At 57.4% G+C, this 26,448-nt stretch carries 27 protein-coding genes; 10 read left to right on the top strand and 17 right to left on the bottom strand.

All coding sequences use genetic code 11. The annotated features are described in order from the left end of the window. The first annotated feature begins 64 nt into the window (after nt 1-64). Both B8746_RS11190 and B8746_RS11185 read left to right on the top strand, forming a co-directional pair. Nucleotides 65-1,204 (top strand): bifunctional 2-C-methyl-D-erythritol 4-phosphate cytidylyltransferase/2-C-methyl-D-erythritol 2,4-cyclodiphosphate synthase, encoded by a 1,140-nt coding sequence (locus B8746_RS11190; protein WP_084393761.1) that lies wholly within the window; start codon nt 65-67, stop codon nt 1,202-1,204. Nucleotides 1,205-1,215: 11 nt separating this feature from the next. Next, nucleotides 1,216-1,707, top strand: a complete 492-nt coding sequence (locus B8746_RS11185) for a CinA family protein (protein ID WP_084393760.1) — start codon at nt 1,216-1,218, stop codon at nt 1,705-1,707. 5 nt (nt 1,708-1,712) lie between these two features. On the opposite strand, the gene B8746_RS11180 is transcribed toward B8746_RS11185, so the two are convergent. Together B8746_RS11180 and lipA are read right to left on the bottom strand one after the other, a co-directional pair. Continuing rightward, nucleotides 1,713-2,159 carry a type II toxin-antitoxin system RatA family toxin gene (locus tag B8746_RS11180; protein WP_084393759.1) on the bottom strand — a complete coding sequence of 149 codons (447 nt, stop codon included), beginning with the start codon at nt 2,157-2,159 and terminating at the stop codon, nt 1,713-1,715. A gap of 7 nt (nt 2,160-2,166) precedes the next feature. Then, a complete protein-coding gene (gene lipA / locus B8746_RS11175; RefSeq protein ID WP_084394217.1) occupies nt 2,167-3,114 on the bottom strand; it encodes a lipoyl synthase in 948 nt (315 codons plus the stop codon). A 149-nt stretch (nt 3,115-3,263) separates the two neighbouring features. Between lipA and B8746_RS11170 the strand changes: the two genes are divergently transcribed. The 4 genes from B8746_RS11170 to B8746_RS11155 all read left to right on the top strand — a co-directional run bounded on the left by B8746_RS11170 (nt 3,264) and on the right by B8746_RS11155 (nt 8,045). Then, nucleotides 3,264-4,835: an AMP-binding protein gene (locus tag B8746_RS11170; RefSeq protein WP_084393758.1), complete on the top strand. Its 1,572-nt coding sequence runs from the start codon at nt 3,264-3,266 to the stop codon at nt 4,833-4,835. An 89-nt stretch (nt 4,836-4,924) separates the two neighbouring features. After that, nucleotides 4,925-5,446 carry an ATP-dependent zinc protease family protein gene (locus B8746_RS11165; RefSeq protein ID WP_084393757.1) on the top strand — a complete coding sequence of 174 codons (522 nt, stop codon included), beginning with the start codon at nt 4,925-4,927 and terminating at the stop codon, nt 5,444-5,446. 41 nt (nt 5,447-5,487) lie between these two features. Continuing rightward, entirely contained in the window at nt 5,488-7,068 is a 1,581-nt protein-coding gene (locus B8746_RS11160) for a UUP1 family membrane protein (RefSeq protein WP_084393756.1), read from the top strand. After that, nucleotides 7,068-8,045, top strand: coding sequence for an alpha-L-glutamate ligase-like protein (locus B8746_RS11155; RefSeq protein WP_084393755.1), 978 nt, complete (start codon nt 7,068-7,070; stop codon nt 8,043-8,045). Before B8746_RS11160 ends, B8746_RS11155 begins: the two co-directional genes overlap by 1 nt. Here the strand turns inward: B8746_RS11155 and B8746_RS11150 are convergent. The 15 genes from B8746_RS11150 to tpiA all read right to left on the bottom strand — a co-directional run bounded on the left by B8746_RS11150 (nt 8,042) and on the right by tpiA (nt 21,679). Beyond that, the gene (locus tag B8746_RS11150) at nt 8,042-8,944 is read right to left on the bottom strand and encodes an SDR family oxidoreductase (RefSeq protein WP_233124179.1); all 903 of its coding nucleotides are present in this window, start codon (nt 8,942-8,944) and stop codon (nt 8,042-8,044) included. The genes B8746_RS11155 and B8746_RS11150 overlap by 4 nt on opposite strands. Nucleotides 8,945-8,981: 37 nt before the next feature. Further along, nucleotides 8,982-9,347: a hypothetical protein gene (locus tag B8746_RS11145; RefSeq protein WP_084393753.1), complete on the bottom strand. Its 366-nt coding sequence runs from the start codon at nt 9,345-9,347 to the stop codon at nt 8,982-8,984. A gap of 30 nt (nt 9,348-9,377) precedes the next feature. Further along, entirely contained in the window at nt 9,378-10,214 is an 837-nt protein-coding gene (locus B8746_RS11140) for a mechanosensitive ion channel family protein (protein WP_084393752.1), read from the bottom strand. A 42-nt stretch (nt 10,215-10,256) separates the two neighbouring features. Then, nucleotides 10,257-10,934, bottom strand: coding sequence for a ligase-associated DNA damage response endonuclease PdeM (pdeM, locus tag B8746_RS11135; RefSeq protein WP_233124292.1), 678 nt, complete (start codon nt 10,932-10,934; stop codon nt 10,257-10,259). Between the two features lie 104 nt (nt 10,935-11,038). Next, on the bottom strand, nt 11,039-12,448 hold the full coding sequence (gene lpdA / locus B8746_RS11130; RefSeq protein WP_084393751.1) for a dihydrolipoyl dehydrogenase: 1,410 nt from the start codon (nt 12,446-12,448) through the stop codon (nt 11,039-11,041). Nucleotides 12,449-12,462: 14 nt separating this feature from the next. Next, complete coding sequence (locus tag B8746_RS11125) at nt 12,463-13,851, bottom strand: pyruvate dehydrogenase complex dihydrolipoamide acetyltransferase (RefSeq protein WP_084393750.1); 1,389 nt, start codon at nt 13,849-13,851, stop codon at nt 12,463-12,465. Continuing rightward, nucleotides 13,851-14,174, bottom strand: a complete 324-nt coding sequence (locus tag B8746_RS11120; protein WP_084393749.1) for a DUF5076 domain-containing protein — start codon at nt 14,172-14,174, stop codon at nt 13,851-13,853. The genes B8746_RS11125 and B8746_RS11120 overlap by 1 nt, the downstream gene beginning before the upstream one ends. Further along, complete coding sequence (locus B8746_RS11115; RefSeq protein WP_084393748.1) at nt 14,167-15,570, bottom strand: pyruvate dehydrogenase complex E1 component subunit beta; 1,404 nt, start codon at nt 15,568-15,570, stop codon at nt 14,167-14,169. Before B8746_RS11115 ends, B8746_RS11120 begins: the two co-directional genes overlap by 8 nt. Then, nucleotides 15,570-16,589 (bottom strand): pyruvate dehydrogenase (acetyl-transferring) E1 component subunit alpha, encoded by a 1,020-nt coding sequence (pdhA, locus tag B8746_RS11110; protein WP_084393747.1) that lies wholly within the window; start codon nt 16,587-16,589, stop codon nt 15,570-15,572. The genes B8746_RS11115 and pdhA overlap by 1 nt, the downstream gene beginning before the upstream one ends. A gap of 69 nt (nt 16,590-16,658) precedes the next feature. Continuing rightward, nucleotides 16,659-16,958 carry an FtsB family cell division protein gene (locus B8746_RS11105; RefSeq protein ID WP_084393746.1) on the bottom strand — a complete coding sequence of 100 codons (300 nt, stop codon included), beginning with the start codon at nt 16,956-16,958 and terminating at the stop codon, nt 16,659-16,661. A gap of 62 nt (nt 16,959-17,020) precedes the next feature. Continuing rightward, complete coding sequence (eno, locus tag B8746_RS11100) at nt 17,021-18,295, bottom strand: phosphopyruvate hydratase (RefSeq protein ID WP_084393745.1); 1,275 nt, start codon at nt 18,293-18,295, stop codon at nt 17,021-17,023. Nucleotides 18,296-18,403: 108 nt separating this feature from the next. Then, nucleotides 18,404-18,589 (bottom strand): 50S ribosomal protein L32, encoded by a 186-nt coding sequence (gene rpmF, locus B8746_RS11095; RefSeq protein ID WP_084393744.1) that lies wholly within the window; start codon nt 18,587-18,589, stop codon nt 18,404-18,406. A gap of 85 nt (nt 18,590-18,674) precedes the next feature. After that, nucleotides 18,675-20,309 carry a CTP synthase gene (locus B8746_RS11090; protein WP_084393743.1) on the bottom strand — a complete coding sequence of 545 codons (1,635 nt, stop codon included), beginning with the start codon at nt 20,307-20,309 and terminating at the stop codon, nt 18,675-18,677. A gap of 55 nt (nt 20,310-20,364) precedes the next feature. Beyond that, nucleotides 20,365-20,856, bottom strand: a complete 492-nt coding sequence (gene secG, locus B8746_RS11085; protein ID WP_084393742.1) for a preprotein translocase subunit SecG — start codon at nt 20,854-20,856, stop codon at nt 20,365-20,367. A gap of 67 nt (nt 20,857-20,923) precedes the next feature. After that, a complete protein-coding gene (tpiA, locus tag B8746_RS11080) occupies nt 20,924-21,679 on the bottom strand; it encodes a triose-phosphate isomerase (RefSeq protein WP_084393741.1) in 756 nt (251 codons plus the stop codon). Between the two features lie 87 nt (nt 21,680-21,766). Here tpiA and B8746_RS11075 point away from each other — a divergent pair, with 87 nt between their 5' ends. The 4 genes from B8746_RS11075 to B8746_RS11060 are packed head-to-tail and all read left to right on the top strand — an operon-like array spanning nt 21,767 to nt 26,437. Further along, on the top strand, nt 21,767-23,671 hold the full coding sequence (locus B8746_RS11075; protein WP_084393740.1) for a SurA N-terminal domain-containing protein: 1,905 nt from the start codon (nt 21,767-21,769) through the stop codon (nt 23,669-23,671). Next, nucleotides 23,668-25,098, top strand: a complete 1,431-nt coding sequence (trpE, locus tag B8746_RS11070; protein ID WP_084393739.1) for an anthranilate synthase component I — start codon at nt 23,668-23,670, stop codon at nt 25,096-25,098. The genes B8746_RS11075 and trpE overlap by 4 nt, the downstream gene beginning before the upstream one ends. Then, entirely contained in the window at nt 25,095-25,661 is a 567-nt protein-coding gene (locus B8746_RS11065; protein ID WP_084393738.1) for an anthranilate synthase component II, read from the top strand. Before trpE ends, B8746_RS11065 begins: the two co-directional genes overlap by 4 nt. Then, nucleotides 25,658-26,437 carry an alpha/beta fold hydrolase gene (locus B8746_RS11060; protein ID WP_084393737.1) on the top strand — a complete coding sequence of 260 codons (780 nt, stop codon included), beginning with the start codon at nt 25,658-25,660 and terminating at the stop codon, nt 26,435-26,437. The genes B8746_RS11065 and B8746_RS11060 overlap by 4 nt, the downstream gene beginning before the upstream one ends. The last annotated feature ends 11 nt before the right edge of the window (nt 26,438-26,448 follow it).

The following is a 26,448-nucleotide window of genomic DNA, read 5'->3' as shown; positions in this document are numbered from 1 at the left end:
CCCGCACAGCATTTAGCGTCGTCCCTGTGGCCATCCTGCATCAACCCGACTATTGGCTAGGGTGATGAAAGTGCACGCCATTATCGTTGCAGCCGGCCTTGGAACGCGGGTCGCGGGAGACATTCCCAAACAGTTTCGAATGCTTGGAGGCCGGAAGGTCTATGAGTGGTCGCTGAAGACATTTCTACGCCACGACGCGATTGACTCTGTGTGTCTTGTCCTGCCGAAGCCTGCGTCCGTGCGGCCTGCAATCACCGATTCCAAACTTATTGCCACATCAGGCGGGGAGAACCGCTCCCAGTCGGTTCGCAATGGACTGGCCGCGATCGGCGCTCGAGACGATGATATCATCCTGATTCACGACGCAGCCCGCCCCGGCCTCGCGGCATCTCACATTGACGATTTGCTCGCAGCTTTGGATCAGGCTGACGCGGCCGCCCCTGCCCTTCCAGTTTCCGACGCGCTCAAGCGTCAGACAGGCACTCTCCTGGAAACCGTCGAACGAAATGGACTTTACAGGATGCAGACGCCGCAAGCCTTTCGGGCGTCTTTCATTATTGCTGCACTCAATCGTCCGGATGCCGACTATGTCGATGACCTCGCCGCTGTTGAAGAACTGGGCGTCACAGTCAAGCTCATTGATGGGGATATCCGCCTCGACAAGATCACCTACGAAAAGGATTTCAAATCGATGGCACAGCTACTCGATCTTGTTTCGGCTCCAGTCAGGGTAGGAAGCGGATATGACGTTCATCGCTTTGCTCCAGGAGATCATGTGACAATTTGCGGGCTGAAGATTCCGCATGACCAGTCACTGCAGGGCCATTCAGACGCGGATGTTGGATGGCACGCTCTGACTGACGCAATTTTTGGTGCGCTCGCGCTGGGTGACCTCGGCGACCATTTTCCTCCGAGCGATCCGAAATGGAAAGGCGCCGATTCGGGCATCTTCCTGACCCACTCTCTCCAACTCGCCAGCGACAAAGGATGGGCCCTCGACAGCTGTGATATCACGATTATCTGCGAAGCGCCCAAGGTCAAACCTCACCGCGATGCCATGCGGAAGAGAACAGCGGAGCTGACCGGGCTATCGATTGACCAGATAAGTATCAAGGCGACAACAACAGAGGGACTTGGCTTCGCAGGACGCAAAGAAGGCATTGCGGCTCAAGCAATTGCCACGCTATGTCAGAAGCGGCCCTGAGAGGACTATAAATGTTTCCAGACCGGCTGAGAAATCTCTGTCTACTCGTCTCCGACGAGGCGAGAGAGCGTAGAGTAAAAATCGTGACGGCGGAGTCCTGCACCGGCGGAATGCTCGCCGCTCTCTTTACCGAATTTTCCGGCTCGTCCGACGTCTTCGAACGTGGCTTTGTCACGTATTCCAATCGGTCCAAGGAAGAAATGCTCGGCGTGCCGGGAGATATGATCGCCGATTATGGTGCCGTTTCAGAGGCTGTTGCACGTTTGATGGCCGAAGGCGCGCTGGAGAACAGCCGAGCAAACCTTTCGCTCTCAATCACCGGGATTGCGGGCCCTGGCGGCGGCACTCCCATGAAGCCCGTCGGCACGGTCCACATCGCCTGCGCCCGCGAAAACAAGGCCGTGATGCACGAAGTCTGCTATTTCGGAGACATCGGACGCGCCGAGATCCGCCTCGCCTCGATTGAAACGGCCCTCGAAATGATCCGCAAACAGATTCCCTGATCGTTTCAGCCGTATCGCCGGTCAGCTTCCTGCCTGAAAGCCGTCATGATCTTCGAGACTGCAAGATCCGTGTTGGCGCGCGCCAGCAGCGAAAGCACAGGATTGCGGAACTCATAGTCGATAAAGAAATCGACCAGCGTCGTTCCATCTGATGCCTTCCCAAGCGCCCATCGGTTCTTGAGGCGACGAAAGGGCCCTCGCACGAGACTTACGTCAATTGTATGCTTCTCCGGGTCGGCGGCGACGTCGGTGGAGAACCGCTCGGAAAAACCCTTGAAACCGACACTCGCTTCACCGCGAAAATATCGGATGCCCTGCTCTTCACGAAGACCTGAGACTTTCATGTCCCGTATCCACTTTATGAACTCCGGATAGCGCGCAACATCCGACACCAGATCGAAAATCTGCTCGGGCGCATATGGGATCGATATTTGCTTCGAAAGGGACGGCACAAAAAAGCTACGCGTTGGCCTTCAGCCGGGCGGCTCTCATCTGCTCGAAATCCTCACCGGCGTGATAACTGGACCGTGTCAGGGGCGAAGCAGAGACCATTAGGAACCCTTTGGACCGCGCAATTTCTTCGTACGCTCTGAACTCATCCGGATCAACAAAGCGATCCACGGCGGCGTGCTTTCTGGTGGGCTGAAGGTACTGCCCGATCGTCAGGAAATCGATGCCGGCCGATCGCATGTCATCCATGACCTGCATGACCTCTTCCTTCGTTTCGCCCAAGCCGACCATGATGCCAGATTTCGTGAACTGGTTCGGATCCCGCAGCTTTACGCGTTCCAGCAGGCGCAGCGAATGGTAATAGCGTGCGCCAGGCCGGATCGACAGGTAAAGACGCGGCACTGTTTCCAGATTGTGATTGAAGACGTCCGGCTTCGCATCAATGACGCGGTTCTCCCACCCATCCTTGCGCAGAAAGTCCGGCGTCAGGATTTCGATAGTCGTGCCTGGAGAGGCCTGACGTATCGCTTCAATCACCGTTACGAAATGCAGCGCCCCGCCATCTTCAAGGTCGTCGCGGTCGACCGAGGTGATAACAACGTGTTCAAGCCCCATCTCAGCCACCGCCTCAGCCACACGGCGGGGCTCGTCATGGTCGACGGGCGACGGTTTCCCAGTGGACACGTTGCAGAATGAACAGGCGCGAGTACAAACTTCACCCAGGATCATCATGGTTGCGTGTTTCTTGGTCCAACACTCGCCGATATTCGGACAGCCAGCTTCCTGACACACCGTCACGAGCCCCTTGGACCGAACGATTTCCTGCGTTTCAGCAAACCCTTTACTGGTCGGCGCCTTGACGCGAATCCAGTCCGGCTTGCGCAGGACCGGCGTATCGGGCCGGTTGCGCTTTTCTGGGTGCCGGAACTTGGGCTTGCCGTCGATGAGAGTAACCATGGCCCCTAAATGGACCGGCGCGGCGAAAGCATCAAGCTGCATATCCACATGGCTGGCCTTCTACGGGTGTTACTATCCGTTTGATTTGGTGCCGGAATATGACAATCTCTTTCACCAAATAACGATAATTTCCAAAGGTGAGGCCGCATATGCCCAACATACCGCAACCGATACCTTTTCAGCCGAAACGAACCCGGATTGATATATTTTCGGCCGTTCTCAGAGCAAAGAAGGAATTCGGCGGTTCCAAGGTCGCAATCGTCGATGGTGATGAACGCGAACTCACCTACACCGAAATCGTGCGCGCCTCCTTCGCACTCGGCTCAGCCATTAAGGGATTGAGCCGCAAGAATGAGTCACTCGGCATCATGCTGCCGACCGGCGCGGGTGCCGTCATTGCGTTTCTAAGCGTACTCGCGGCCGGCCGGACGCCAGCAATGCTGAATTTTACCGCAGGGTCCGCGAACCTCATCTCGTCCATGAGAGCAGCCCGGGTCTTCAGAATCGTAACCGCAAGAAAGTTCGTGGAGCTCGGAGGGCTTGAGCCCCTCATCGAAGCTCTGCAGGAACACGCGGACATCATTTATCTGGAGGACGTACGAGAAAATCTAGGCCTGGGAAACAAGATTGCCGGTGCGCTTGGTCCAGTCATTCCCCGGCTTTTTCATCCCGGGCAGTCTGCGAAAAAGACCGGAGTCATTCTGTTCACGTCGGGCACTGAAGGCGAACCGAAGGGCGTTGTGCTCAGCCACGAGAACGTTGTTTCGAACGTCGAGCAGGTGCGCGCTCATATTGGCCTGAATCCCGACACCGACTCGGTCTTCAACCCGCTGCCAACCTTCCATTGTTTCGGCCTGACTGTTGGCGCCCTCCTGCCACTGATTGCAGGTGTAAAGGCCATATTCCATCCGACACCTCTACAGCCCCGGGAGATCGCCAAACGTATCCGCCAGACCGGGGCAACCATCCTGCTGGCAACCGATACGTTTATTTCCCAATACACACGCGCTGGCGACGACGGCGACATGACCTCCGTGCGCCTGGCAGTATGCGGCGCAGAGCGTGTAAAGGATGAGACTCGTCAACTTGTCCGTCGAAAGTTCGATATCGAGATACTGGAAGGATATGGCGCCACCGAAGCCTCTCCAGTGGTTGCTGCCAACAGGCCTGAGATGAACAAGGCAGGCACTGTCGGACAACTCATGTCAGGCATGGAATGCGAACTCGTTCCCGTCGAAGGAATTGAGGAAGGCGGAAAGCTTCGAATTCGCGGACCAAATATCATGCTCGGCTACATGCGTCCTGACAATCCCGGAGTGATCGAGCCAACCGACAATGGCTGGCACGATACCGGTGACATTGTTGCAATCGATGAAGATGGCTGCATCTGGATTCGCGGCAGGGTCAAAAGGTTCGCGAAAATCGGCGGCGAAATGGTGTCGCTGTCGGTCGTTGAGAATTGCGCCAGCGCCATCTGGCCTGACGACATGCATGCGGCGGCGGCAATCCCGGACGCTCGCAAGGGAGAACAGATCATCCTTTTCACCACGGCTGCGGATGCAGACCGCAGCGCGATTCTTGCCTGGTCACAATCGCATGGCGTGTCGGAACTTTCTGTTCCGAAGAAAGTCTATCACGTTGACGAGATACCCGTTCTGGGAACCGGAAAGATCGACTACGGTGCGGTGAACAGGATGGTCCTCGACTACGCGGAAGTCTGAGCAACACTATGATCGCAGCATCTGCCATCTCTTGATCACAATTTGAGTGTTGAAGGACGCCCGCAAGAAAGACCCCAAAGGAATCACTCATGATACTCAAGAGCCATGTCGCCGCGATCCTCGCGATGTGTATCGCTGCCTCACCTGCCATCGCCGATTCCGATAGCGACGACAAGCATGTACTTGGCTGGCTGGAACACGTTCGCATTGCAGATCTCGACATCGAACTCGACGCGAAACTCGATACCGGTGCCACAACCTCATCCATCCACGCCGAAATCATGTCAAAGCCCAAGAGGAAGGATTTCGAAGACGAAACCATCAGTCGGGACATCGTATTCAAGGTAATCAATGAAGATGGCGACGAACGCATCATCGAAACCAAAGTCATCCGATGGGCCGCAATCAAGACGAAAAAGGCAGGCGTAATCTATCGTCCCGTTGTCGATCTTGAATTCTGCCTCGGGGGGAGACTGATTGAAGACGAAGTGACTCTCGCAGATCGGGCACACTTCAACTACGAAACCCTCATTGGCAGAAACATGTTGAAAAAAGCAGGTATAATTGTCGACTCAAGTGAGATTTATACCAAAAAGGCACGCTGCAGCTGATTCCAGCTGCACGCGTCTTTGAGGTCTGAAGGGGTCGTCGCGTGAAACGCACTCAACTGCTGATAATTGTTGGCGTTCTGATCGCGTCGGCGCTTGGCATTTTTTCCTACAAGGTCACTCAGCTCGGCTTTCCCGTTATCCCGGACCTTGATTCCGACACTTGGACACTCGAAGCAAAAGTTTCATTCCGTGGTGAAGGCGAGCCCGTCACATTGAGACTGGCTCTGCCCGAGTCCGAAGGACAGTTTTCCGTCGTGGATGAAGCGTTCATCGCGTCAGGTTTCGGAATTGAGACGACAACCGATGAGACCGGACGCCGCGCCGTCTTTGAACGAAGGGCCCAGGACGGAAATGCCGTTCTGTTTTACCGTGCTAAACTCATCTCCGTGGACCGCCGCCTCGGCAACAGCAGCACTCAGCCGACGCCCGAGGCGATTTCCGACTATCGTCGCTCCGAACGGCGCCGCGCAATCCAGGAGAACGCAACGCCGCTTCTCGTGGCGCTCGATTCCGTGCTGTCGGAGGCGCTTGAAAAGTCCGCTGGCGAACGCAGCTTTATCGCCCAGCTCGCGCGCCTGAGCGCCGATGAGGACGATGACCGGATCACCACCATCATTGAAGGTGGCCCGCCGGAAATTCGCAATGCCTCCGACCGGCTCGTCTTTCTGCTGAACGCGGCCGGCACGCCCGCCCGTCTTGTCCAGGGCATCATGCTGAATACCGATACGCGGCAGGCGCCACTCGAAAGTTGGGTAGAGTACTGGCTCAATGAGCAATGGGTCAGCGCCAGTGGCCGCACAGCTGAGCCGCTCGACCACACTCGCGCCCTTCCGATCGTCTACGACCGAGCACCCATCGTTGACGGCGATGGATTCCGCCGCCTCGGCGTATCCTGGTCGGTTGCCCGGAACTTCGAAAGCCAGCTCGTTCGCGCCATGGAACGCGGCGAAGAGTATGCCCCGTGGGTCAATGCGACGTCCCTCCTCACCCTCCCGATCGACCTGCAGCTCGTCTTTCGCGTACTGCTTCTGATCCCGCTGGGCGCGCTCATCATTGTGCTATTAAAACAGATCATCGGCATGCCAGCATTCGGCACCTTCATGCCCATCCTGATTGCGCTTGCCTTCCGGGAAACGTCTCTTCTGACAGGCATGATCCTGTTTGTTGGAATTGTCGCTATTGGCTTGTTATTGCGCGCTTATTTCAACCAGCTGCAACTCCTGCTCGTGCCGCGCCTTGCTGCTGTCCTGATCATCGTGACATTCCTGATGATGACGATTGCTCTAATTGGTGAGGCCACCGGCATTCAGACCGGCCTCTCCATCTCACTCTTCCCGCTCGTGATCATCACAATGACCATCGAACGGATGTCGTTGACCTGGGAAGAAGACGGCGCGAAGGACGCTCTGAAGAAGGCTGCAGGATCACTCGCTGGTGCCGTGGCGGGCTATTACGTCCTGACCAATGAGTACATTGAGCACGTCGCGATCGTATTCCCGGAACTGCTGCTCATCGTTCTCGCAATCGTGCTGATGCTCGGTCGCTACACCGGCTACAAGGTCACGGAATTCTTCCGCTTCAAGGTATTGGCCAACGAGGCCGAAAAAGTCGGAGATCGGTGATGAAGCCGTTTACGCGTCTCGCAAAAGCCGGTGTCCTGGGCATGAACAGCCGCAATCTCGATTTCATAGCGGCTTACAATCCACGGCGTTATTACCCGCTCGTCGACGACAAGATCATCACAAAGAAGCTGGCCATAGAGGCCGGCGTGACAGTGCCCGAGCAATTTGGCGTGATCCGGTATGGCGGCGAGATCAACATCATCGAGCGGATTGCCAAGAAACGCGCCAGCTTCGTCGTGAAGCCATCTCGCGGCTCCGGCGGCGGCGGCATCATGGTGTTTAATGGTCTTGCGAAAACCGGCCTTCGACGCATGAACGGCCAGATCACACCCTGGGCCGACGTCAAATACCATATAAGCAACATGCTATCGGGCATGTTTTCGATGGGAGATGGCTCGGACTCAGTTCTGATCGAAGAGAGGCTCGTGCCTCATTCTGCTTTCTCAAAGCTCGCGTTTGGCGGCGTTCCGGATGTACGCGTGATCGTTTTCCGAGGCATCCCCGTCATGGCAATGCTGCGCCTGCCAACGGCTGAGTCCGATGGCAAGGCGAACCTGCACCAGGGGGGCGTGGGCGCTGGCATTGATCTGGTCACCGGAATCACGACGCGCGGCGTCCAGCACAATGATTCGGTCGATCTGCATCCAGATTTCGAAACGCCCGTACGTGATTTCCAGGTTCCTGCCTGGCCCGAAATCTTGGAACTGGCGTCCCGCCTCGGCCACCATATTGGTCTTGGATATGTGGGCGTGGACATCGTCATATGCGAACACAAGGGCCCGACGCTGCTCGAGCTCAATGCGCGGCCAGGCATTGCGATCCAGACGGCGAACCTGCGCGGCCTACGTCCCCTTCTGATGCCCGTACACAAGCTGCCTTCTGTTCCGGAAGACGTGCATGAACGCATAGAAATCTGCAAGGCGAACTGGCGCGGCGAGCCGCTGGACCGCTTTATAGCACCGGGCGACGAAGTTTAGACTGTGCGCTGCGCCTTATCCTTGGCATTCGTCGCCTCGATAGCGTCGCGCGCCGCTTTCCATTCAGCGTCTCCCCATGCTGTAAGAGCGGCGAAATTGCCTCCGGTCGCATTGTAAGCAGCGCCATCGATCGCGATGGTCTGACCATTCACATATTCAGCACCTGGTCCCATCAGGAACACGGCCAGATTGACCAGCTCGTGCATTTCGCCGACGCGCCCCATAGGATTCGATGCCCCTGAATCCATACGCTTCGCACCTTCTGCATCCGGCGCCAGCCGCTTTGACATGCCTTCAGTCGGGAACGGACCGGGTGCAATCGCATTGAACCGCAAGCCGTAACGGCCCCACTCCACGGCGAGACTTTGCGTCATCGTATTCACCGCCGCCTTCGACATGGCTGACGGCACCACGAAAGGCCCGCCATTCCACACCCACGTTGTAAGGATGGAGGTCACGCTGCCTTTGCGCTTCTCCGCAATCCAGCGCTTTCCGATGTCGTGGGTCATATAAAAGCTGCCACGAAACACAATGTTGGAGATCGCATCAAAACCGCGAATGGAGAGGTCTTCGGTCCTTGATATGAAATTGCCGGCGGCGTTGTTGATCAGACCCGTCAGGGGGCCATGGGCAGACCAGATCGTGTCATTCATGTCGGTGATCGCTTCGGCCGCACGGATATCGCATGTATGCGGGACAACTGTCCCGCCGTGCCGCTCCATCAGTTCGCTTGCAGTGTCCTCACAGACCTTGCCTCGACGTCCGCAAATATGAACCTCGGCGCCAAGCTTCAGAAAACCCTCGGCCATTTCCTTCCCGAGGCCTGTACCCCCGCCTGTCACTAGAATGCGCTCTCCATCCAGCAAACCGGGTTTGAACATGAGTTTTGAAGTATCCAATGTTGCCTCCCTTTTGGGCCACCGTACGCGTGTGCCCCTATTTTCGAAAGGGAAGACTTGCCAGACGCCACAAGACCCATAGTGGCAACACGATGCTGGCGCCGGCAAGCAGCGGCTTCCAGAAGTTCTTGATAGCCCAGACAGCCGCACCTGCGAGGTTCTTTACAAGATCGGTAAGCGCTCCGAGGACGTTTACATCCTTGGCTGCCGGATCAAACTCCAGGGCGAGCAGAAAGAAACCAACCAAGATGCAAACCACGGCGAGCTTGGTGCCTCCCCAGACCGAAATGCCGAACAAGCGCAGCAGCACCGGTCGCTTTTTCGGTCGCGCAGGCTTTGCAGACTGTGCCGAAGGCGCATCGACGGGCGTCACAACCGGGTCTTCTGCGGTTGATCGGTTCACCCTGATGCTCCTTCGACGGTCGTTTGGTCCTTAGCTAACCTGCTTCTGGACAATTGTACGATGTGGGAACGGGATAGAAATGCCCTGACGATCGAATTCTGCTTTAACATCCTTCGTCATTGCAAATTTAAGGTCCCACAGATCGGTGGCCTTGCACCATAGGCGTGCCTGGATATCCACAGAACTGTCGCCCAGATTGACCACTTTGACGAACGGCTCCGGATCCCTCAATACACGTTCGTCCGCCTCAGCCAGTGAGCGAATAATGCCGATCGCCTTGTCCATATCGTCATCATAATCGATGCCGAACGTGATGTCGCAACGACGGGTATCAAAGCCGGAATAATTCTTGATGATGCCGTCAATGGCTTCCGTGTTCGGAATGATAATCTTCACATTGTCAACCGTCGACAGGATGGTCTGGAAGAGATTGATATCCTTCACCGTGCCTGACTGACCGGAGATTTCGACGAAGTCCCCCATCTTGTAGGGCCGGAACAGCATGATCATCACGCCCGAAGCAATGTTGCCGAGCGCGCCCTGGAGCGAAAGACCGATGGCCAGTGTTAGCGCACCCAGAATGGCCACAAAACTCGTGGCCTGGACGCCAAAGACCTGCAGCGATGCGATGAAGACGGCAGCTGTCGCGAACCAGCGGACCACAGAACCGAAGAAGTTGCCGAGCGTAGCATCCACGCCTGGCCGCCTGGTTGTGTGCTTGCGCACCGAATTGGCGAGCCAGCCGGCGATGCGAAGCCCAACGATCAGAACAAAGAGCGCGCCGAAAACCTTGAGGGCGCCGGACATGACGACCGGCCAGTATTCTGCCCAGAGGGCGGCGTAATCTATGTTTTCAAGCTGTTCCATAAAGTGAAGTCCTACTACGTGTTCGTGTTTGGTCTCTCGGCGCTACAAGCGCCAGCCTGATCCGCCGGCATACCCGCGCCTGTCCGGAAGCAAGGTCGCGCGATCGACAAACCGGACTCCCGGGCCACTCGAAGCGAAATGCATCGGGCGACTGGAAAAGCAAGCGGCGACGACAGGATCAAGGGCATTAAGCCCACCCGTCAGTGTTCCCAGAGACGGCATAACCAGGCTATCACCGTCCGTGACAAAGCATTTGCGACGGACCGACCGCCCTCTTCCACCTATTTTCACAACAGGGTGCAGGTGACCCGCTATTTCTCCGACAGCGCCCGTCGGTTCGTGTCTGAAGACACACGATCCGATACTCAGGGCATGCGTGCCCCTGCCGCCTAGATGTGCCGGGGGATCCGGGTCATGATTGCCCTCCACCCAATGCCAGTCATACTTGGCCGTCAGCGCACGAATGCGCACACAATCCTTATTGGACAAACGCTCTTCAGAAGCACGGTCGTGGAAGCTGTCACCCAACGAAATGATCCGGACGGGGACGAATCTCGCCGCAAGTGCCTCGACCATCTGCAGGGTCGAGGCTGTATCGTAAGGCGGCAGAAGCTGCCCCCCCTGCGCGTAGCTAGACCCCTTTTCCAAATGCAGATCAGACACGATCAGCGTCTTCTGCGCAGGCCACCACAGCGCGCCCTCGCAAGTCGGGACAAACATTTCACCTGCAATCCAGATGAACGTTTCTTCCTGAAGTCGAGAGACAGCTTGCGACATGGCCGGAAGGTGAATGCCATCGCCCATCCGGTCAAGCCGCGCAAACGCTACATGTGCAGAACCTTGCCATACGCCGCCAGGACCGACTCATGCATCATCTCCGACAGGGTTGGATGCGGGAATATGGTGTGCATGAGTTCAGCTTCCGTCAGTTCACCCTCGCGGGCGATGACGTACCCCTGGATCAGCTCCGTTACTTCGGCGCCGATCATGTGCGCCCCAAGAAGCTCACCGGTTTTCTCGTCGAAAATGGTCTTGATCATCCCATCTCCAGCACCGAGCGCGATGGCCTTGCCATTGCCGATGAACGGAAACTTGCCGACCTTGACCTTATGTCCGGCTTGCTTGGCCTTAGCCTCGGTCAATCCGACACTCGCCACCTGCGGATGAGAGTAGGTGCAGCCGGGCACGTTAGACGCATCGAATGGATGAGCCGTATTAGCCCCTGCGATGCCCTCAACGCAGATCACGCCCTCGTGACTCGCCTTGTGCGCCAGCCAGGGCGGACCAGTCAGGTCACCGATGGCATAGAGGCCCGGGACACCCGTGCGGCCAAATCCGTCGACGACGACATGGGTCTTCTCAATTTTCACACCGAGCTCTTCCAGGCCGAGGTTCTCCACATTGCCAACAATGCCAATCGCAAGGATTACGCGATCAGCTTCGATCGACTCTGTTTTGCCGCCGACAGACACTTCGGCCGTGACGCTATCCTTGGCCTTCTTGAGAGACTTGACTTGCGCTCCCGTATGGAATTTCAGGCCCTGTTTCTCGAATTGCTTGCGAGCCATCGTGGAAATTTCTTCGTCTTCCACAGGCAGGATGCGGTCGAGCGCCTCAACGACCGTCACATCGCTTCCAAGCTCATTATAGAAACTGGCAAACTCGATCCCGATCGCGCCGGAACCGATGACGAGCAGCTTCTTGGGCGTCACGTCTGGCACCATCGCCTCCCGATAAGTCCAGATCAGCTTGCCGTCCGGCTCGAGACCCGCCTGCGGGATCGAGCGTGCACGAGCGCCGGTGGCCAGCATGACGTGTTTCGCCTGATAGTCCTTTGACTTGCCATCCTTGTCTTTCACGACAACAGTCGGCGCTGGCTTGCCCTTCTTCAGGCTCGCTTCGCCCATGATGACGTCGATCTTGTTCTTCTTCATCAGATGGGTCACGCCCGTGGAAAGCTGTTTCGCGACATTACGCGACCGCTTCACTACCGCGTCCAGATCAAAGTCAATCTTGTCGATCTTCAGACCGAAATCCTTGGCATTTTTTGCGAGGTGAAGGACCTCCGCAGACCGCAGGAGCGCCTTTGTCGGGATACACCCCCAGTTCAGGCATATACCGCCAAGACTGTCGCGTTCGACAATCGCAGTCTTCATGCCGAGCTGCGCCGCACGAATAGCAGCGACGTATCCGCCGGGGCCTGAGCCAATAACGATCAGGTCATAGTCAGCCATCTTGGCCTCCAGTTCTAAAGCAGCATGCTCTCTGGGCTCTCGACGTAGCGCTTGAAGGCCTGCAGCCAGCGCGCGCCTTCTGCTCCACCGATCACCCGGTGATCGCAGGTCAATGTTACCGTCATGACCGTGGCCGCAACGATGTCGCCCTTTGCGTTCACGACCGCCCTCTTCTCACCTGCGCCGACAGACAAGATCATGCCCTCTGGCTGGTTGATGATCGACGCAAATGATTTGATGCCAAACATGCCGAGGTTTGAGATCGAGAAGGTGCCGCCAGTGTATTCCTGCGGCTTGAGTTTGCGGTCCCGGGCGCGGGTCGCGAGATCCTTCATTTCCTCGGAGATTGTGGCGAGACCCTTTGACTGGGCGTCAAAGATGACGGGCGTGATCAGCCCACCTTCGATGGCGACCGCCACCGAGACATGCGCCGACTTGTGATAGGCAATGCCGTTGTCGGTATAACTCGCATTGCACTCCGGTTCCGCCATCAACGCCATGGCTGACGCCTTGATGAGCATATCATTGACGGAAATCTTCACACCTTCCGGCGCCGCCTCATTTATTCCGGAACGTGCAGCGAGTAGCTTGTCCAGCTTGATATCCACGTTCAGCGGGAAGTGCGGCACCTGCATGAAGCTCGTCGTGAGGCGCTTGGCGACCGTCTTGCGCATGCCATCCAGGGGCTTCAGCTCATAGCTGTCCGGGGCGTAAACTCGGTCGTCCAACACCTGCGGCAGGATGAGGCCGTCTGGCGCCACTGGCGCGCCTGTGGCCGCTTTCGCCTGGCCGGGCTTTGCACCCTCGACGTCCTTCCTGACGATCCGTCCGTGCGGCCCCGAGCCTTTGATCGTCGAGAGTTCAATTCCACGTATCGCAGCAATCCGGCGTGCCAGCGGACTCGCCTTGATCCGATCGCTACCGGAACCGACAGGTGCCAGTTTCATTGGCGTCGACGCGAGTTCGGTCGCCACGTGGCTTCCACCAAAGCTGCCTCCGGTGCCGTTCTTTGCATCAGGCTCGGGCGGAGGAGCTCCCTTCGTGTCTTTGACGTCCGTTGCCTTTTCGGGAGCAGTATCGGCTTCTTCAGCCTCAGGCTCGGCGGACTTGCTTTCAGCCGGAGGTGCAGACGCTGGCGCCTCCAGATTATCGGCGTCCTCACCCTCTTCAGCGAGCAGCGCGATGACGGAGTTGACCTTTACGCCTTCAGTGCCTGCCTCGACGAGGATTTTCGCAACTGTGCCTTCGTCAACGGCTTCGACTTCCATCGTCGCCTTGTCGGTTTCGATCTCGGCGATGACATCACCTGAAGACACAGTGTCGCCCGGCTTCACCAGCCACTTGGCAAGTGTGCCCTCTTCCATGGTCGGGCTCAGTGCCGGCATTGTAATATTGATGGCCATCAGGTCTCGACCTTCGTTGTCGTTCCAGAAAGAATTGGCGCATGACGCAACCGCTCGGAAATGCCACCGAGGATCTGTTGCATGATTTCGTTCGGTGACGGACCGTCCGGGTTCGCCTCGCGCATGATTTTTATCACATGTTTGGCGATATCCGCGAGGATGAATCCCCACATGGCTGGCTCTGCTTTCGGATCGCCCGCCTGACCGACAAGCAGGCTCACATGATCATTGTTCTCTGACACCCAGAAGCGAACAAATTCCTGCGCGTCTGCTTCATCGCGAATGGAATCAGGTTTTGAGAGCGCCTTGTGTTTATCAGACATGACACACCTTCTTTGCCGCTTCGATGATATCCGCGGTCCCTGGCAGGCTCATCGCCTCCAGGTTTGCCGCATATGGCAACGGCACGTCCTTCTGGTGGACCCGCGTCGGTGGTGCATCGAGATAGTCGAAGGCCTCATTCACCACAGTCGCGCAGATCTCTGCGCCAACCCCCATATAACGCCACCCTTCTTCGCAGGTCACAATCCGGTTCGTCTTCTTGACGCTCTCGATAACGGTGTCGGTGTCGAGGGGGCGAAGCGTTCTCAGGTCGATCACTTCCGCATCTATGCCGTCTTCGGCGAGCTTCTCGGCAGCCTGAAGGGCGAAACCAACCATGCGAGAATGGGCAACTAGCGTCACATCGGTGCCTGACCGGCGCACCCGCGCCTTGCCAATCGGTAGAACGTAATCTTCGACCTCAGGAACTGGAAAGCTCTCACCATACAGGAGTTCGTGCTCAAGAAAGACAACCGGGTTCGGGTCACGGATTGCCGCCTTTAGCAAGCCCTTGGCGTCGGCGGCGTCATAAGGCGCAACGACTTTCAGACCAGGCACATTTGAGTACCAGGCGCTATAGTCATGGCTGTGCTGAGCGCCAACGCGGGATGCTGCTCCATTTGGACCGCGGAACACGATCGGGCACCCCATCTGGCCGCCTGACATGTAGAGCGTTTTGGCAGCTGAATTGATAATCTGGTCAATCGCCTGCATGGCGAAATTGAACGTCATGAACTCTACGATCGGCTTCAGCCCACCGAAGGCCGCACCCACACCAAGACCAGCAAAGCCATGCTCCGTGATCGGAGTATCTACGACGCGCTTTGCTCCAAATTCCTGAAGCAACTCTCGGGTTACTTTATACGCACCCTGATATTCCGCGACCTCTTCACCCATGACAAACACGGCGTCGTCCCGGCGCATCTCTTCTGCCATGGCGTCTCGAAGCGCGTCGCGAACAGTCGTGTCCACAAAGCTCGTCCCTTCCGGAACGGTAGGGTCCTTGAGCGTGGAAACAGCAGGGGTCGGCGGACCGGCTTTGTCTGAGACCTGCGCGTCCTTGTCGGACTGGTCGCTGCTCTGCTCCGCTGGCACAGCATCAGCCTTTTCCTCTGCTGCACCGGGCGCTGCTGCTTCGACATCTGAGGCCGACTCGCCGTCCTCGGCGAGACGCGCGATGACTGAATTGACCTTTACGCCTTCAGTGCCTTCATCCACGAGGATCTTGGCGAGGACGCCTTCGTCGACAGCCTCGACCTCCATGGTCGCCTTGTCTGTCTCAATCTCGGCAATGACATCGCCTGAGGATATCGTGTCGCCTTCTTTCTTGAGCCATTTGGAAAGCGTACCTTCTTCCATGGTCGGAGAAAGAGCGGGCATGAGAATATCAATAGCCATTATACCGACTCCACCTCACGCAATACATCTGTCCAGAGCTCGCTCGGGTCGGGTTCCGGGCTGTCGAGAGAAAAGTCGGCCGCCGCCTTCACGATATCCTTGATCTCCTTGTCGAGCGCCTTGAGATCGTCTTCAGTTGCCAGCTCTTCCTTGAGCAGCCGCGCCTTCAGGCCATCAATCGGATCATGGTGGGTGCGGATATCGTCGACCTCTTCACGCTTGCGATACTTCGCCGGGTCGGACATGGAGTGTCCGCGATAGCGATATGTCTTCATTTCCAGGATGTATGGGCCCTTGCCTGACCGCGCATATTTTACGGCCTTCTCACCGGCCTCTTTCACCGCGTAGACATCCATGCCGTCCACTTCTTCTCCTTCGATCTCAAAAGAGATGCCGCGCTTGAAGAGCTCGATTTCCGCAGAGGCGCGCGCCACGCTGGTGCCCATCGCATACTGATTGTTCTCGATGACGTATACGACGGGAAGATCCCAGAGTGACGCCATATTGAACGATTCATACACCTGGCCCTGGTTCGCTGCGCCATCACCAAAGTAAGCGAGACAAACATTGTCCGTGCCGCGATACTTATTCGAAAACGCGAGCCCGGTGCCGATTGGCACCTGCGCACCGACAATGCCATGACCGCCATAGAAGTTCTTCTCTTTCGAGAACATGTGCATCGATCCGCCCTTGCCTTTGGAATAACCATCGGCCCGCCCGGTCAGTTCCGCCATGACACCCTTGGGGTCCATGTCGCATGCAAGCATGTGTCCATGATCGCGATATCCGGTAATGACCTGATCGCCTTCCTTGAGGCAGGCCTGCATGCCTGTCACGACGGCTTCCTGACCGATATAAAGGTGACAGAAGCCTGCGATCTTCCCCATTCCATAAAGCTGCCCAGCGCGCTCCTCAAAACGCCTGATCAGCAACATGTCACGATAGAATTTTAGCGCTTCTTCCCGGTTCAGCTTGTTCTTCCTGGTCGAGCTCTTGCTCTTGCTAGGCGCCTTCGCCATGTGACCTCCTGATTTGATACTTCGCTTATGTATCCAGAAGGTGGGGTTCGTCCAGTTTTAGCACCTATGTCAAAATGCAGGTGACTTCGTATCAGTCATGAGGACGAATTCATCTGGATATACAAACCCAAGGTCCTCGCGCGCCAGAAGTTCCACAAGATCGGCATCCACCGTCCCGGGTGTCAGGCGCGCAATGTCCGCGCGCAGCGCGTCGTTGGCCTTTTGAATTGCACCAAGCTCAGCCTGCTTTTCTTCCAGGCTGGCCTGCATGTCGCTCCAGTGACCAAGCCCCTGCTCTCCCGCAAAGGCGTGATAGGCAAAGTAAGCCGCCAGTGCGCTTAGCGAAGCGGCAACGTATTTAGGCGCCATGATCTACCCCATGCCGAAAACGAATCGGCAGTGGAATCGATCGGGGTTAATAAAACCTTACGCTAGGCATTGATCAGGGCGCGGCCAGCATAGAGTGCTGCAGCGCCAAGCTCTTCTTCAATACGAATCAGCTGGTTGTACTTGGCCAGACGGTCAGAGCGCGACAGCGACCCAGTTTTGATTTGCCCGCAATTCACAGCGACAGCCAGGTCGGCAATCGTTGCGTCTTCGGTTTCGCCCGAACGGTGAGACATGACAGAGGTGTAGGCATGACGGTGAGCCAGTTCGACAGCATCAAGCGTTTCCGACAGCGTGCCGATCTGGTTGACCTTGATCAGGATGGAATTCGCTGCCCCGCGCTCAAGACCCATGGCAAGGCGCTCGGGATTGGTCACGAACAGGTCATCGCCAACAAGCTGGCAGCGGTCGCCAACGAGTTCGGTGAGCACATTCCACCCATCCCAGTCATCTTCCGCCATGCCATCTTCGATAGAGATGATCGGATAGCGGCTGACCAAGTCTTCAAGGTACTTTGCCATGCCTTCGGCGTCGAGCGTCTTGTTCTCGCCCGCAAGGACGTATTTGCCATCCTTGTAGAATTCCGTCGAAGCGGCATCGAGCGCCAGCGCAACTTCGTCCCCCGGAGCATACCCAGCCTTTTCGATTGCTTTCATGATGAAGCCGACCGCCTCGTCAGTCGATGCGAGGTTGGGCGCAAAACCACCCTCATCACCAACGGCTGTGTTGTGGTTGGCATCGTGCAGGAGCTTTTTCAGAGAATGAAACACTTCTGCGCCAATCCGGACACTGTCGGCGCAGCTCTCGGCTGCCACCGGCATGATCATGAATTCCTGAATGTCGATCGGATTGTCTGCGTGCGCGCCGCCATTGATGATGTTCATCATTGGCGTCGGCAGGATACGGGCATTTGTACCACCGACATAGCGGTAGAGCGGCATGCCGCAGCTCTCAGCTGCCGCCTTGGCAACCGCCATCGAAACACCGAGAATCGCATTCGCTCCCAGACGCTTCTTGTTGTCTGTGCCGTCGAGTTCAATCATGAGACCGTCAATCAGGCGCTGTTCGGTGGCATCGATGCCGACAAGTTCGTCATTGATCTCGCCATTCACCGCATCGACCGCCTTGTGAACGCCCTTGCCGCCATAAGCGTCTTCGCCGTCGCGAACCTCATGCGCTTCATAGGCACCGGTCGAGGCACCGGAAGGAACAGCGGCCCGCCCCGTCGAGCCATCCTCGAGTGTCACGTCAACTTCGACAGTCGGGTTGCCCCGGCTATCCAGAATCTGACGGGCAAAAATATCGACGATCTCGCTCATGGCGCATTCCTGTATAGTTCGGCAAATGTAAGTACGCCCCCGGACTTCATCCGAGGGCGCCTTGTCGGTAATTCGTGTTGCTGGAAGGCGCAAGCCTTCAAGCCGGACTTAGTAGTCTTCTTTTGGCTCCAGGACCTGGCGACCGCGGTATACGCCCGTTTTGAGGTCGATATGGTGCGGACGACGCAGCTCACCGGAATCTGCGTCTTCGATGTAGGTGTTGTTGTTCAGCTTGTCGTGCGCACGGCGCATGCCACGCTTGGACGGCGTTGTTTTTCGCTTTGGGACTGCCATGGTCGTGTTCCAGAAGTTTGCAAGCCGATGGCTCGCGTGAATTCAAACCGCGCGTATACTTGCGCGTCCCGCCGAATGCAACCCGTCAGACGAGGCGGGACTGCACTTTCGCAGCTTCGATGAAACTGGCGAACAGAGGGTGCGGTTCGAAAGGACGAGATTTGAGTTCCGGGTGAAACTGCACGCCGATAAACCACGGATGATCCTTGAGTTCGATCGTTTCCGGTAGCAAGCCGTCCGGCGACATACCTGCAAAGCTAACGCCGGCCTTTTCCATTGCGTCGACATAGCCGCGGTTCACTTCATAACGGTGGCGATGGCGCTCCGAAATTTCGGTCGTTCCGTAGATCTCGGCGATCTTGCTGCCTTTCTTGAGCAAGGCAGGATAGGCGCCGAGGCGCATGGTGCCCCCCTTGTCGGTGTTCTCATCGCGCTGGATTTTCTCATTGCCTTTGGTCCACTCCTCAATGAGGCCAACTACAGGCTCATCGGTCGCGCCAAATTCCGTTGTCGATGCTTTTTCAAAGCCGGCCATATGGCGCGCCGCTTCAATAACGGACAGCTGCATACCATAGCAGATACCGAAACATGGAATATTGCGCTCACGGGCGAACCTTGCCGCCCGCATCTTGCCGTGAGCGCCGCGTTCGCCAAAGCCGCCCGGTAGAAGGACTCCATGAACGCCTTCCAGAATGTCGAGCGGATGATGCTCATCATCGAACTGCTCAGAATCAATCATGCGGACCTTCACCCGCACCTTGTTCGCAAGTCCGCCATGCACCAGCGCTTCTGACACGGACTTATAGGCATCCGGCACATCGGTGTATTTTCCCACAAGCCCAATACACACCTCGCCATCAGGGTTGTGGATCGTCCTGGCGATTTCGTTCCAGCGTGTCAGGTCTGGCTTCGGCGCATCCGACATCCGGAAATGCCACAGCACCTCCGTGTCCAGTCCCTCAGCATGATAGGCAGCCGGAACGTCGTAAATGTGGCCGACATCGCGCGCTTCAATCACGCTCGACGGGCGGACATTACAAAAACTGGCAATCTTGCCCTTTTCGGTTTCCGGGATCGGACGGTCGCAGCGGCACAGGAGGATCTGCGGCTGAATGCCAATCGAACGAAGCTCCTTGACGGAGTGCTGTGTCGGCTTGGTCTTCATCTCACCGGCTGCCGGAATGTATGGCAATAGCGTCAGGTGGATAAAGCAGGCACGCTCCGGCCCGAGCTCCTGGCCAAGCTGACGGATCGCTTCGAAGAAAGGCAGGCCTTCAATGTCTCCCACCGTGCCGCCGATTTCGCAGAGCACAAAGTCGACGCCTTCGCCCGGATCGGACAGGACGAACTCCTTGATCGCATCGGTGACGTGCGGAATCACCTGGATTGTCGCACCGAGGAAATCGCCGCGTCGCTCCTTCTCGATGATCGACTGATAAATGCGACCGGTGGTGATGTTGTCGGACTGTCGGGCCGAAACGCCGGTAAAACGCTCATAGTGGCCAAGATCGAGGTCCGTCTCGGCGCCATCGTCCGTGACGAAGACCTCGCCATGCTGGCGCGGCGACATCGTACCGGGGTCGACATTGAGATACGGATCAAGCTTGCGCAGGCGCACCTTGTAGCCGCGCGCTTGGAGGAGAGCCCCCATCGCGGCAGATGCAATGCCTTTTCCCAGCGAGGAAACCACGCCGCCCGTAATGAAAATATAGCGGATCATGGGATATCAGTTTGCCCGATTCGCTGCGCGCCGCCATCAAGACGAGCACTAGTTGTTACTGAGGCTGCTCTTCTTCCACAGCTTCTTCGTCGGTATTGGGTGCAACGTCACTTTCGGGAACGTCAGTCGCCAGTGGATCATCGACCTGGGTATCCGTTGCAAGAGGATCAGTCGCTTCCGGCTGCGTCGAAAGAGGTTCAGACGGTCCATCATCCAGGAGCGGTGCGGTTGGATCGTTCAGCACGTCGAGTGGATCAGTGCCGAGGCCGCCGCCCGATTCCTCATCCAGCTGCCGCTCAATCGCTGTGCGGGTATCGCCCATATGACGGGTCGCAATCGTCGTTAGCACCAGACTGGTAACGAAGAAGATGCCGCCAAAAATAATAGTGGTGCGCACAAGCGCGCCCGCAGCGCCGCGCCCGGACATCAGTCCGCCGCCGCCACCGCCCCCACCAATTCCAAGCGCACCGCCCTCGGAGCGCTGCATCAGCACAACGACGACAAGCACAAGGCTCACTAGAATATGGACGACGAGGATGACAGTCATTGAAGTCTCTTTGGAACGCTTGAGGCGCCGGATAAGCCGTTAAGCCCGCCGCGCCAAGCCCCCTATCTCACAATTGGCTTATACACGCGGCGTAAATGGCGAGGAAATCATCGGCTTTCAAGCTGGCGCCACCAATCAGGCCACCATTGACATTGGATACGGCCAGGAGGTCGCCGGCATTGCCTGGCTTCATGGAGCCGCCATATAGAATGGGTGTTTCAGTGCCTTGCGCGCCGAAACGGCTTTCAAGGGCCGAGCGAATGGCATCGTGCACTTCCGCGACCTGCTCGACCGTCGCGACTTTGCCGGTGCCGATGGCCCAAACGGGTTCGTAAGCCACGACAAAATCGGCACCGGCAGCTTTATCGGGGATTGACCCGACCAGTTGATTACCCACGACATCAAGGGTGCGGCCTGCCTCCCGCTCCTGCAACGTCTCCCCGACACAAATGATCGGAACGAGGCCGCCGCGAAAGGCAGCCTTCACTTTTTCCGCGATACCGTCATTGGATTCGCGATGGTCGGCGCGGCGCTCTGAATGCCCGAGGATCACGTATGTGCCGCCGGCATCTGCGATCATTTCCGCTGATACATCACCCGTGTGGGCGCCAGACTGAACGGCGTGACAATCCTGAGCGCCGAACTTCAGCCTTTCTGTCGCAGCCGAGGATGTCATTGATGCGAGAAGCGTAGCCGGCGGGCAAATCAGGCAATCGGCTTTGTCTTCGAACGCCGCCAGTCCCTTCTCTATCTTTTGAGTGACTTCAATCGACCCAAGAAGACCGTTCATCTTCCAGTTCCCGGCGATTAGTGGCCTGACCATACGGCGTTCCCCATCTTGCAACTACCAGCGGCCTCGCCTAGCAAGCTCATCTGTACGAGACAAGACAAACGGTGAGGTCATCCGCGTATGCTGACCCTGTTCAGGAATATGCTCCGCACAAAGCTTGCGGGCCTTCTTTTCCTTCTTTTGATTATTGCCATGGGCGCATGGGGTGTAACCGACGTCTTTTCCGGCGGGATCGGCAGCAACCTTGCCGTCGCAGGCAATACAAAGCTCACCGAAGCCCAGCTTGACCAGGAGGTCGAGCGAAGATTGCGAACGGCAACGGATGATCGCGGTCGCGCCATCAGCAAGGCGCAGGCTGTCGAACAGGGCCTCATCGACCAGATTTACCAGCAGGAACTCTTCCGGACCACCATGATGGCATATGCGGATCGCCTGGGCGCGGTCGCAACGGACAATGCTGTCCTCAACGTCATTCGCGAGGATCCATCCTTCGCTAGCGATACAGGCACGTTCGACGCGGTTCGGTTTCAGCAACTGCTGCAGGCCAACGGATTTTCCGTACCGCTCTTTGAGACGTTTCTGAAGCGTGACATGACGATCTCGCGTCTTACGGGGGTGTCCCAGACGGCCCTGCGACCACCGCGTCCCATTACGGCGTTGCAGGCTTCCTACAATGGAGAGCTTCGCAAGGCGGCATGGTTCATCCTGCCACGTTCCGCATTGCCACCAGCCGAAGATGTGACGGATGAGGACCTGCAGACATATTATGATCAGCAGAAGCAGGCTTTCGCCCAGCCCCAGCGTCGCTCTATCAGCCTCATACAGCTCAAGCTGGACGATTTCCTCAATCAGGCCAACCTGACTGAAGAAGACCTTCGCGCATATTATGAAGCGGTGAAATTCCAGCGTTATGCCGGGCCCGACACGCGCACCTGGACTGAATTCATGTTCAACAGCGAAGCCGAAGCCCGTCAGGCACTCGGGCGGATCGCGGGCGGTGCCAATGCTGACTCCATTGCCGGACTAGCCAATTCTACGCAGCGTCGCGGTCCCCAATCGACAATGGCAAGCGCTGCACTTGCCGAGCGTGTCTTCGGCCCGTCGGCTCAACAGGGTGGCATCTTCGGACCGGTGCAGACCGGCAATTACTATACCGTCGCCCGGCTTGAAGCGATCGAAGCGGGTGAAGTCGAACCGTTTGAAGCCGTCCGCGAAGACATCTTCGATGCATTGTCACGAGAGCAAGCCATTGGCCTATATTACGACTCACTCAGCCTGTTAGACAATCTGATTGGCACCGGTGCCGGACTCGAAGAAATCGCCAGCGAAATGGGCACACCGGTTCTGAGCTTCATTGCTGTCGACCGAACTGGCGTGACGGAGCTTGGTCTTGCCCCGAGCGTGCTTCGCGCCGACCCTGAAATTCTCACGCGGGCCTTTGACCTGACTGAGGGGGCAAAGACCGCCAGGTTTGGACAGGACGAGACGGCCTACATGCTCCGCGTCGATTCCGTGACCGAAGCCCGCACGCCGGAGTTTGCAGAGATCCGCGATGATCTTCGCGCCATGCTGCAAGCCCAGCGAAACAATGAACTACTTGGCAGCAGTGCACAGAAGGTCAAGTCCGACATTGAGTCTGGCGCCACGACCTTTGAGGCTGCAGCCGCAGAGTTTGAAAGCGAGATCATATCCCCCGACATCGCCTTCACACGACGGTCCTCGAACTCTACGGTCGTGCCAGCCCAATATGTCGCTGCCGCTTTTGCGATGCAGGCTGAGGGTGATGTCTATATTGCACCGACCCAGAACCGCGATGAAGTCGCCATCGTTCAACTCGTATCGATCGATCGCGCTTCCCCAGACGAACTGGACGCACTGTCTGCAATATCCGGACAGCAGATCCAGCAGCAGCTTACGAATGACCTGTTCGAGGCCTTTGCAACCGAAATCCAGAAGGATGTGCAACTGGAAATCAATCAGAGCTCGCTCGAAAGCTACAAAGCACGCGTGAATCCAGACTCATGACCCGCGACCACCTGATTGTGAGACGGCGGATCGGGGATATCGAGACGCCGGTATCTGCCATGCTCAAGCTGGATCCCGAACGGGCTGGATCTTTCCTTTTTGAATCGATCCACGGCGGCGAGCGGCTCGGGCGATACTCCTTCCTCGGAGTTCAGCCGATAAAGTGGTTTCGCATCCATGACGGCATTTCTGAAGTGGCCGACAATCCGGAATTTGCCCATGCGGAACGTCTCGACATGACGCCGGTGGAGGCCCTGCGTCACTTTGCCGAAGCCGGTCGTGCCGAAACTGGCGAGGCGGACCTGCCGCCGATGGCATCAGGCACATTCGGCTATATCGGCTATGACATGATCCAGTATGTCGAACCGGTGACAATTTCAGCCCCGGACCACTTGCAGGTGCCAGATGCTCTGCTGGTCATACCCGGAGCGGTCCTTGTCTTTGATCACCTTTATCAGGAACTCATCCTCGTGGCCCGGCACAATGCCGGCGACGAATCCTCAGCCCAACGATTGCTGGATGAGATCGAGGACGCGCTTGAGAAAGTGCCTCCGCTCTCACCCCGCGAAAACACGGCGGATGCCCTCGATTTCAAATCGAATACGAGCAAAGAGCGCTATTTCGAGATGGTCGAGGCCGCGATCGATTATGCAAGGGCCGGCGACACGTTCCAGATTGTGCCCAGCCAGCGTTTCTCTGCGCCGTTCAGCCGCCGGTCGATCAGCCTGTATCGGGCGCTACGCAGGCTAAACCCTTCCGCATTCATGTTTCATATGAACCTGGATAGGGTCCGGCTTGTGGGGTCCAGCCCTGAAATCCTGGTCCGCGTCAGGGATGGCCGCGTTGCAATCCGCCCGATTGCAGGCACCCGCCCGCGTTCAGGCGACCCGGTGGAGGATGCGAAGCGCGCTGCTGACCTGCTCGCCGATGAAAAGGAATGCGCCGAACATCTTATGCTGCTCGATCTCGGACGCAATGATGTCGGGCGTGTCGCCGCCTACGGCAGTGTGGAAGTCAGCGAACAGTTTATCGTGGAGCGCTACAGCCACGTCATGCATATTGTCAGCCATGTGGAAGGCGACTTGCGCGAAGGCCTCGACAGTGTCGATGCGCTACTGGCGGGCCTTCCGGCGGGCACCGTTTCCGGAGCACCGAAAATCCGCGCCATGCAGATCATCGACGAACTCGAAACATCGCGGCGTGGCATTTATGGCGGCGCCGTCGGATATTTTGGCTGGAATGGAGACATGGATACCTGCATCGCCTTGCGCACAGCAGTTCTAAAGGACGGCCAGATCCATGTTCAGGCTGGCGGCGGCGTCGTGCTGGATAGCAAGCCGCAATACGAGTACGACGAAACGGTCCATAAAGCTGGCGCCCTGAAGCGAGCTGCTGAGCTCTCAGCCATTTACGAGTTCGATCAATGATCCTCGTCGTCGACAATTATGACAGCTTCACCTGGAACCTGGTCCATTATGTCGAACAGGCCGGAGGACGAACCAGAGTTATCCGCAATGATGAAATGTCGGCGAACGAAGCTCTGGCGCTCGCGCCTGCCGGAGTGGTGCTTTCACCAGGACCCTGCACCCCACTGGAGGCCGGCATCTGCGTCGATCTCGTGAATTCGGCCCCCGACGATCTGCCAATCCTCGGTGTCTGTCTCGGTCACCAGTCGATTGGTCACGCGATGGGCGAGCCTGTTGTCCATGCTCAGGCCATTCTGCACGGCAAGATTTCCCGCATCAGACATGACGGCACCGGCCTGTTCGAAGGCCTGCCGAATGAATACGATGTCGTTCGCTACCATTCGCTTGCCATTCCGGCGGCCAGGCTTCCGGAGACCTTGGTCGCTGACGCCTGGACTGCGGATGGGGAGATCATGGCCGTGCACCACAAGACCCGGCCCGTTTTCGGCGTCCAATTCCATCCGGAATCCATCAAGACCCAATACGGCCACGAACTTATCCAGAACTTCCTGAAGCTGACATGACGGATGACATTACGGTCAGGGCCCGGAAATTACTGAACGAAATGCGTCCGTTCGCACCCAGCGCCGCGCCGGGTCAGAATCTCCTGCCCCCAGAAACGCGCCGCGACATTGACGGAGACTTTGCATCCACCCCTGTCTGGCGCGCTGGTAACGGTCCCGACACAACCCTGTTCGTTCATGGCTGGGACGATAGTCATCGCGTATGGCGAAGCTTTGCGATGAGGTATCTGCAAACGGGGCGTCCCGTCCTGCTTATGGACCTTCCGGGGCACGGAGCGTCGAAAGCCGAACATTGTTTATGGCCCTATGCTGGCGCGGCCGTTCGTAGTGTGTGCGACGCAGAAGGACCGATCGAAACGATCATTGCCCATTCCTTCGGATGCGAAGCCGCTGTCCGCGCAGTCGAAACCGACGCCGAGGTACAAAATCTCGTACTCATTGCCCCTCCGCTTCGCACCCCGGATCGCGGCTGGGCGCGCCGAATGCGCAGTGAGGGAATCGAGGAGGCAGTCATTCACAAGGCTCAGGACCTTTTCAGGGCCCATAGCGGTGCCGACATTGAAGGACAGAATTTCCGCGGCACGCTCGAGGCATTCAACGGACGCATCATTCTGGTTGGATCAGAAACGGACGAAGATTGCCCGCTCCCGCCCATACGGGACCTCGCCAGCGCGCTTCCAAATACACAGTTGATTGAAGATGATGACCTCGGTCACCGCGACCTTGCATTGGACCTTGGAATACTGTCCAGAATATCTCACTTGCTTGCCACCTGACCGATTGTTCA

The organism is Henriciella pelagia, from assembly GCF_002088945.1.
GTDB classification, from domain to species: domain Bacteria; phylum Pseudomonadota; class Alphaproteobacteria; order Caulobacterales; family Hyphomonadaceae; genus Henriciella; species Henriciella pelagia.
The sequence above is the reverse complement of the archived record's forward strand: the minus strand, read 5'-3'. Positions and strand labels throughout refer to the sequence as shown.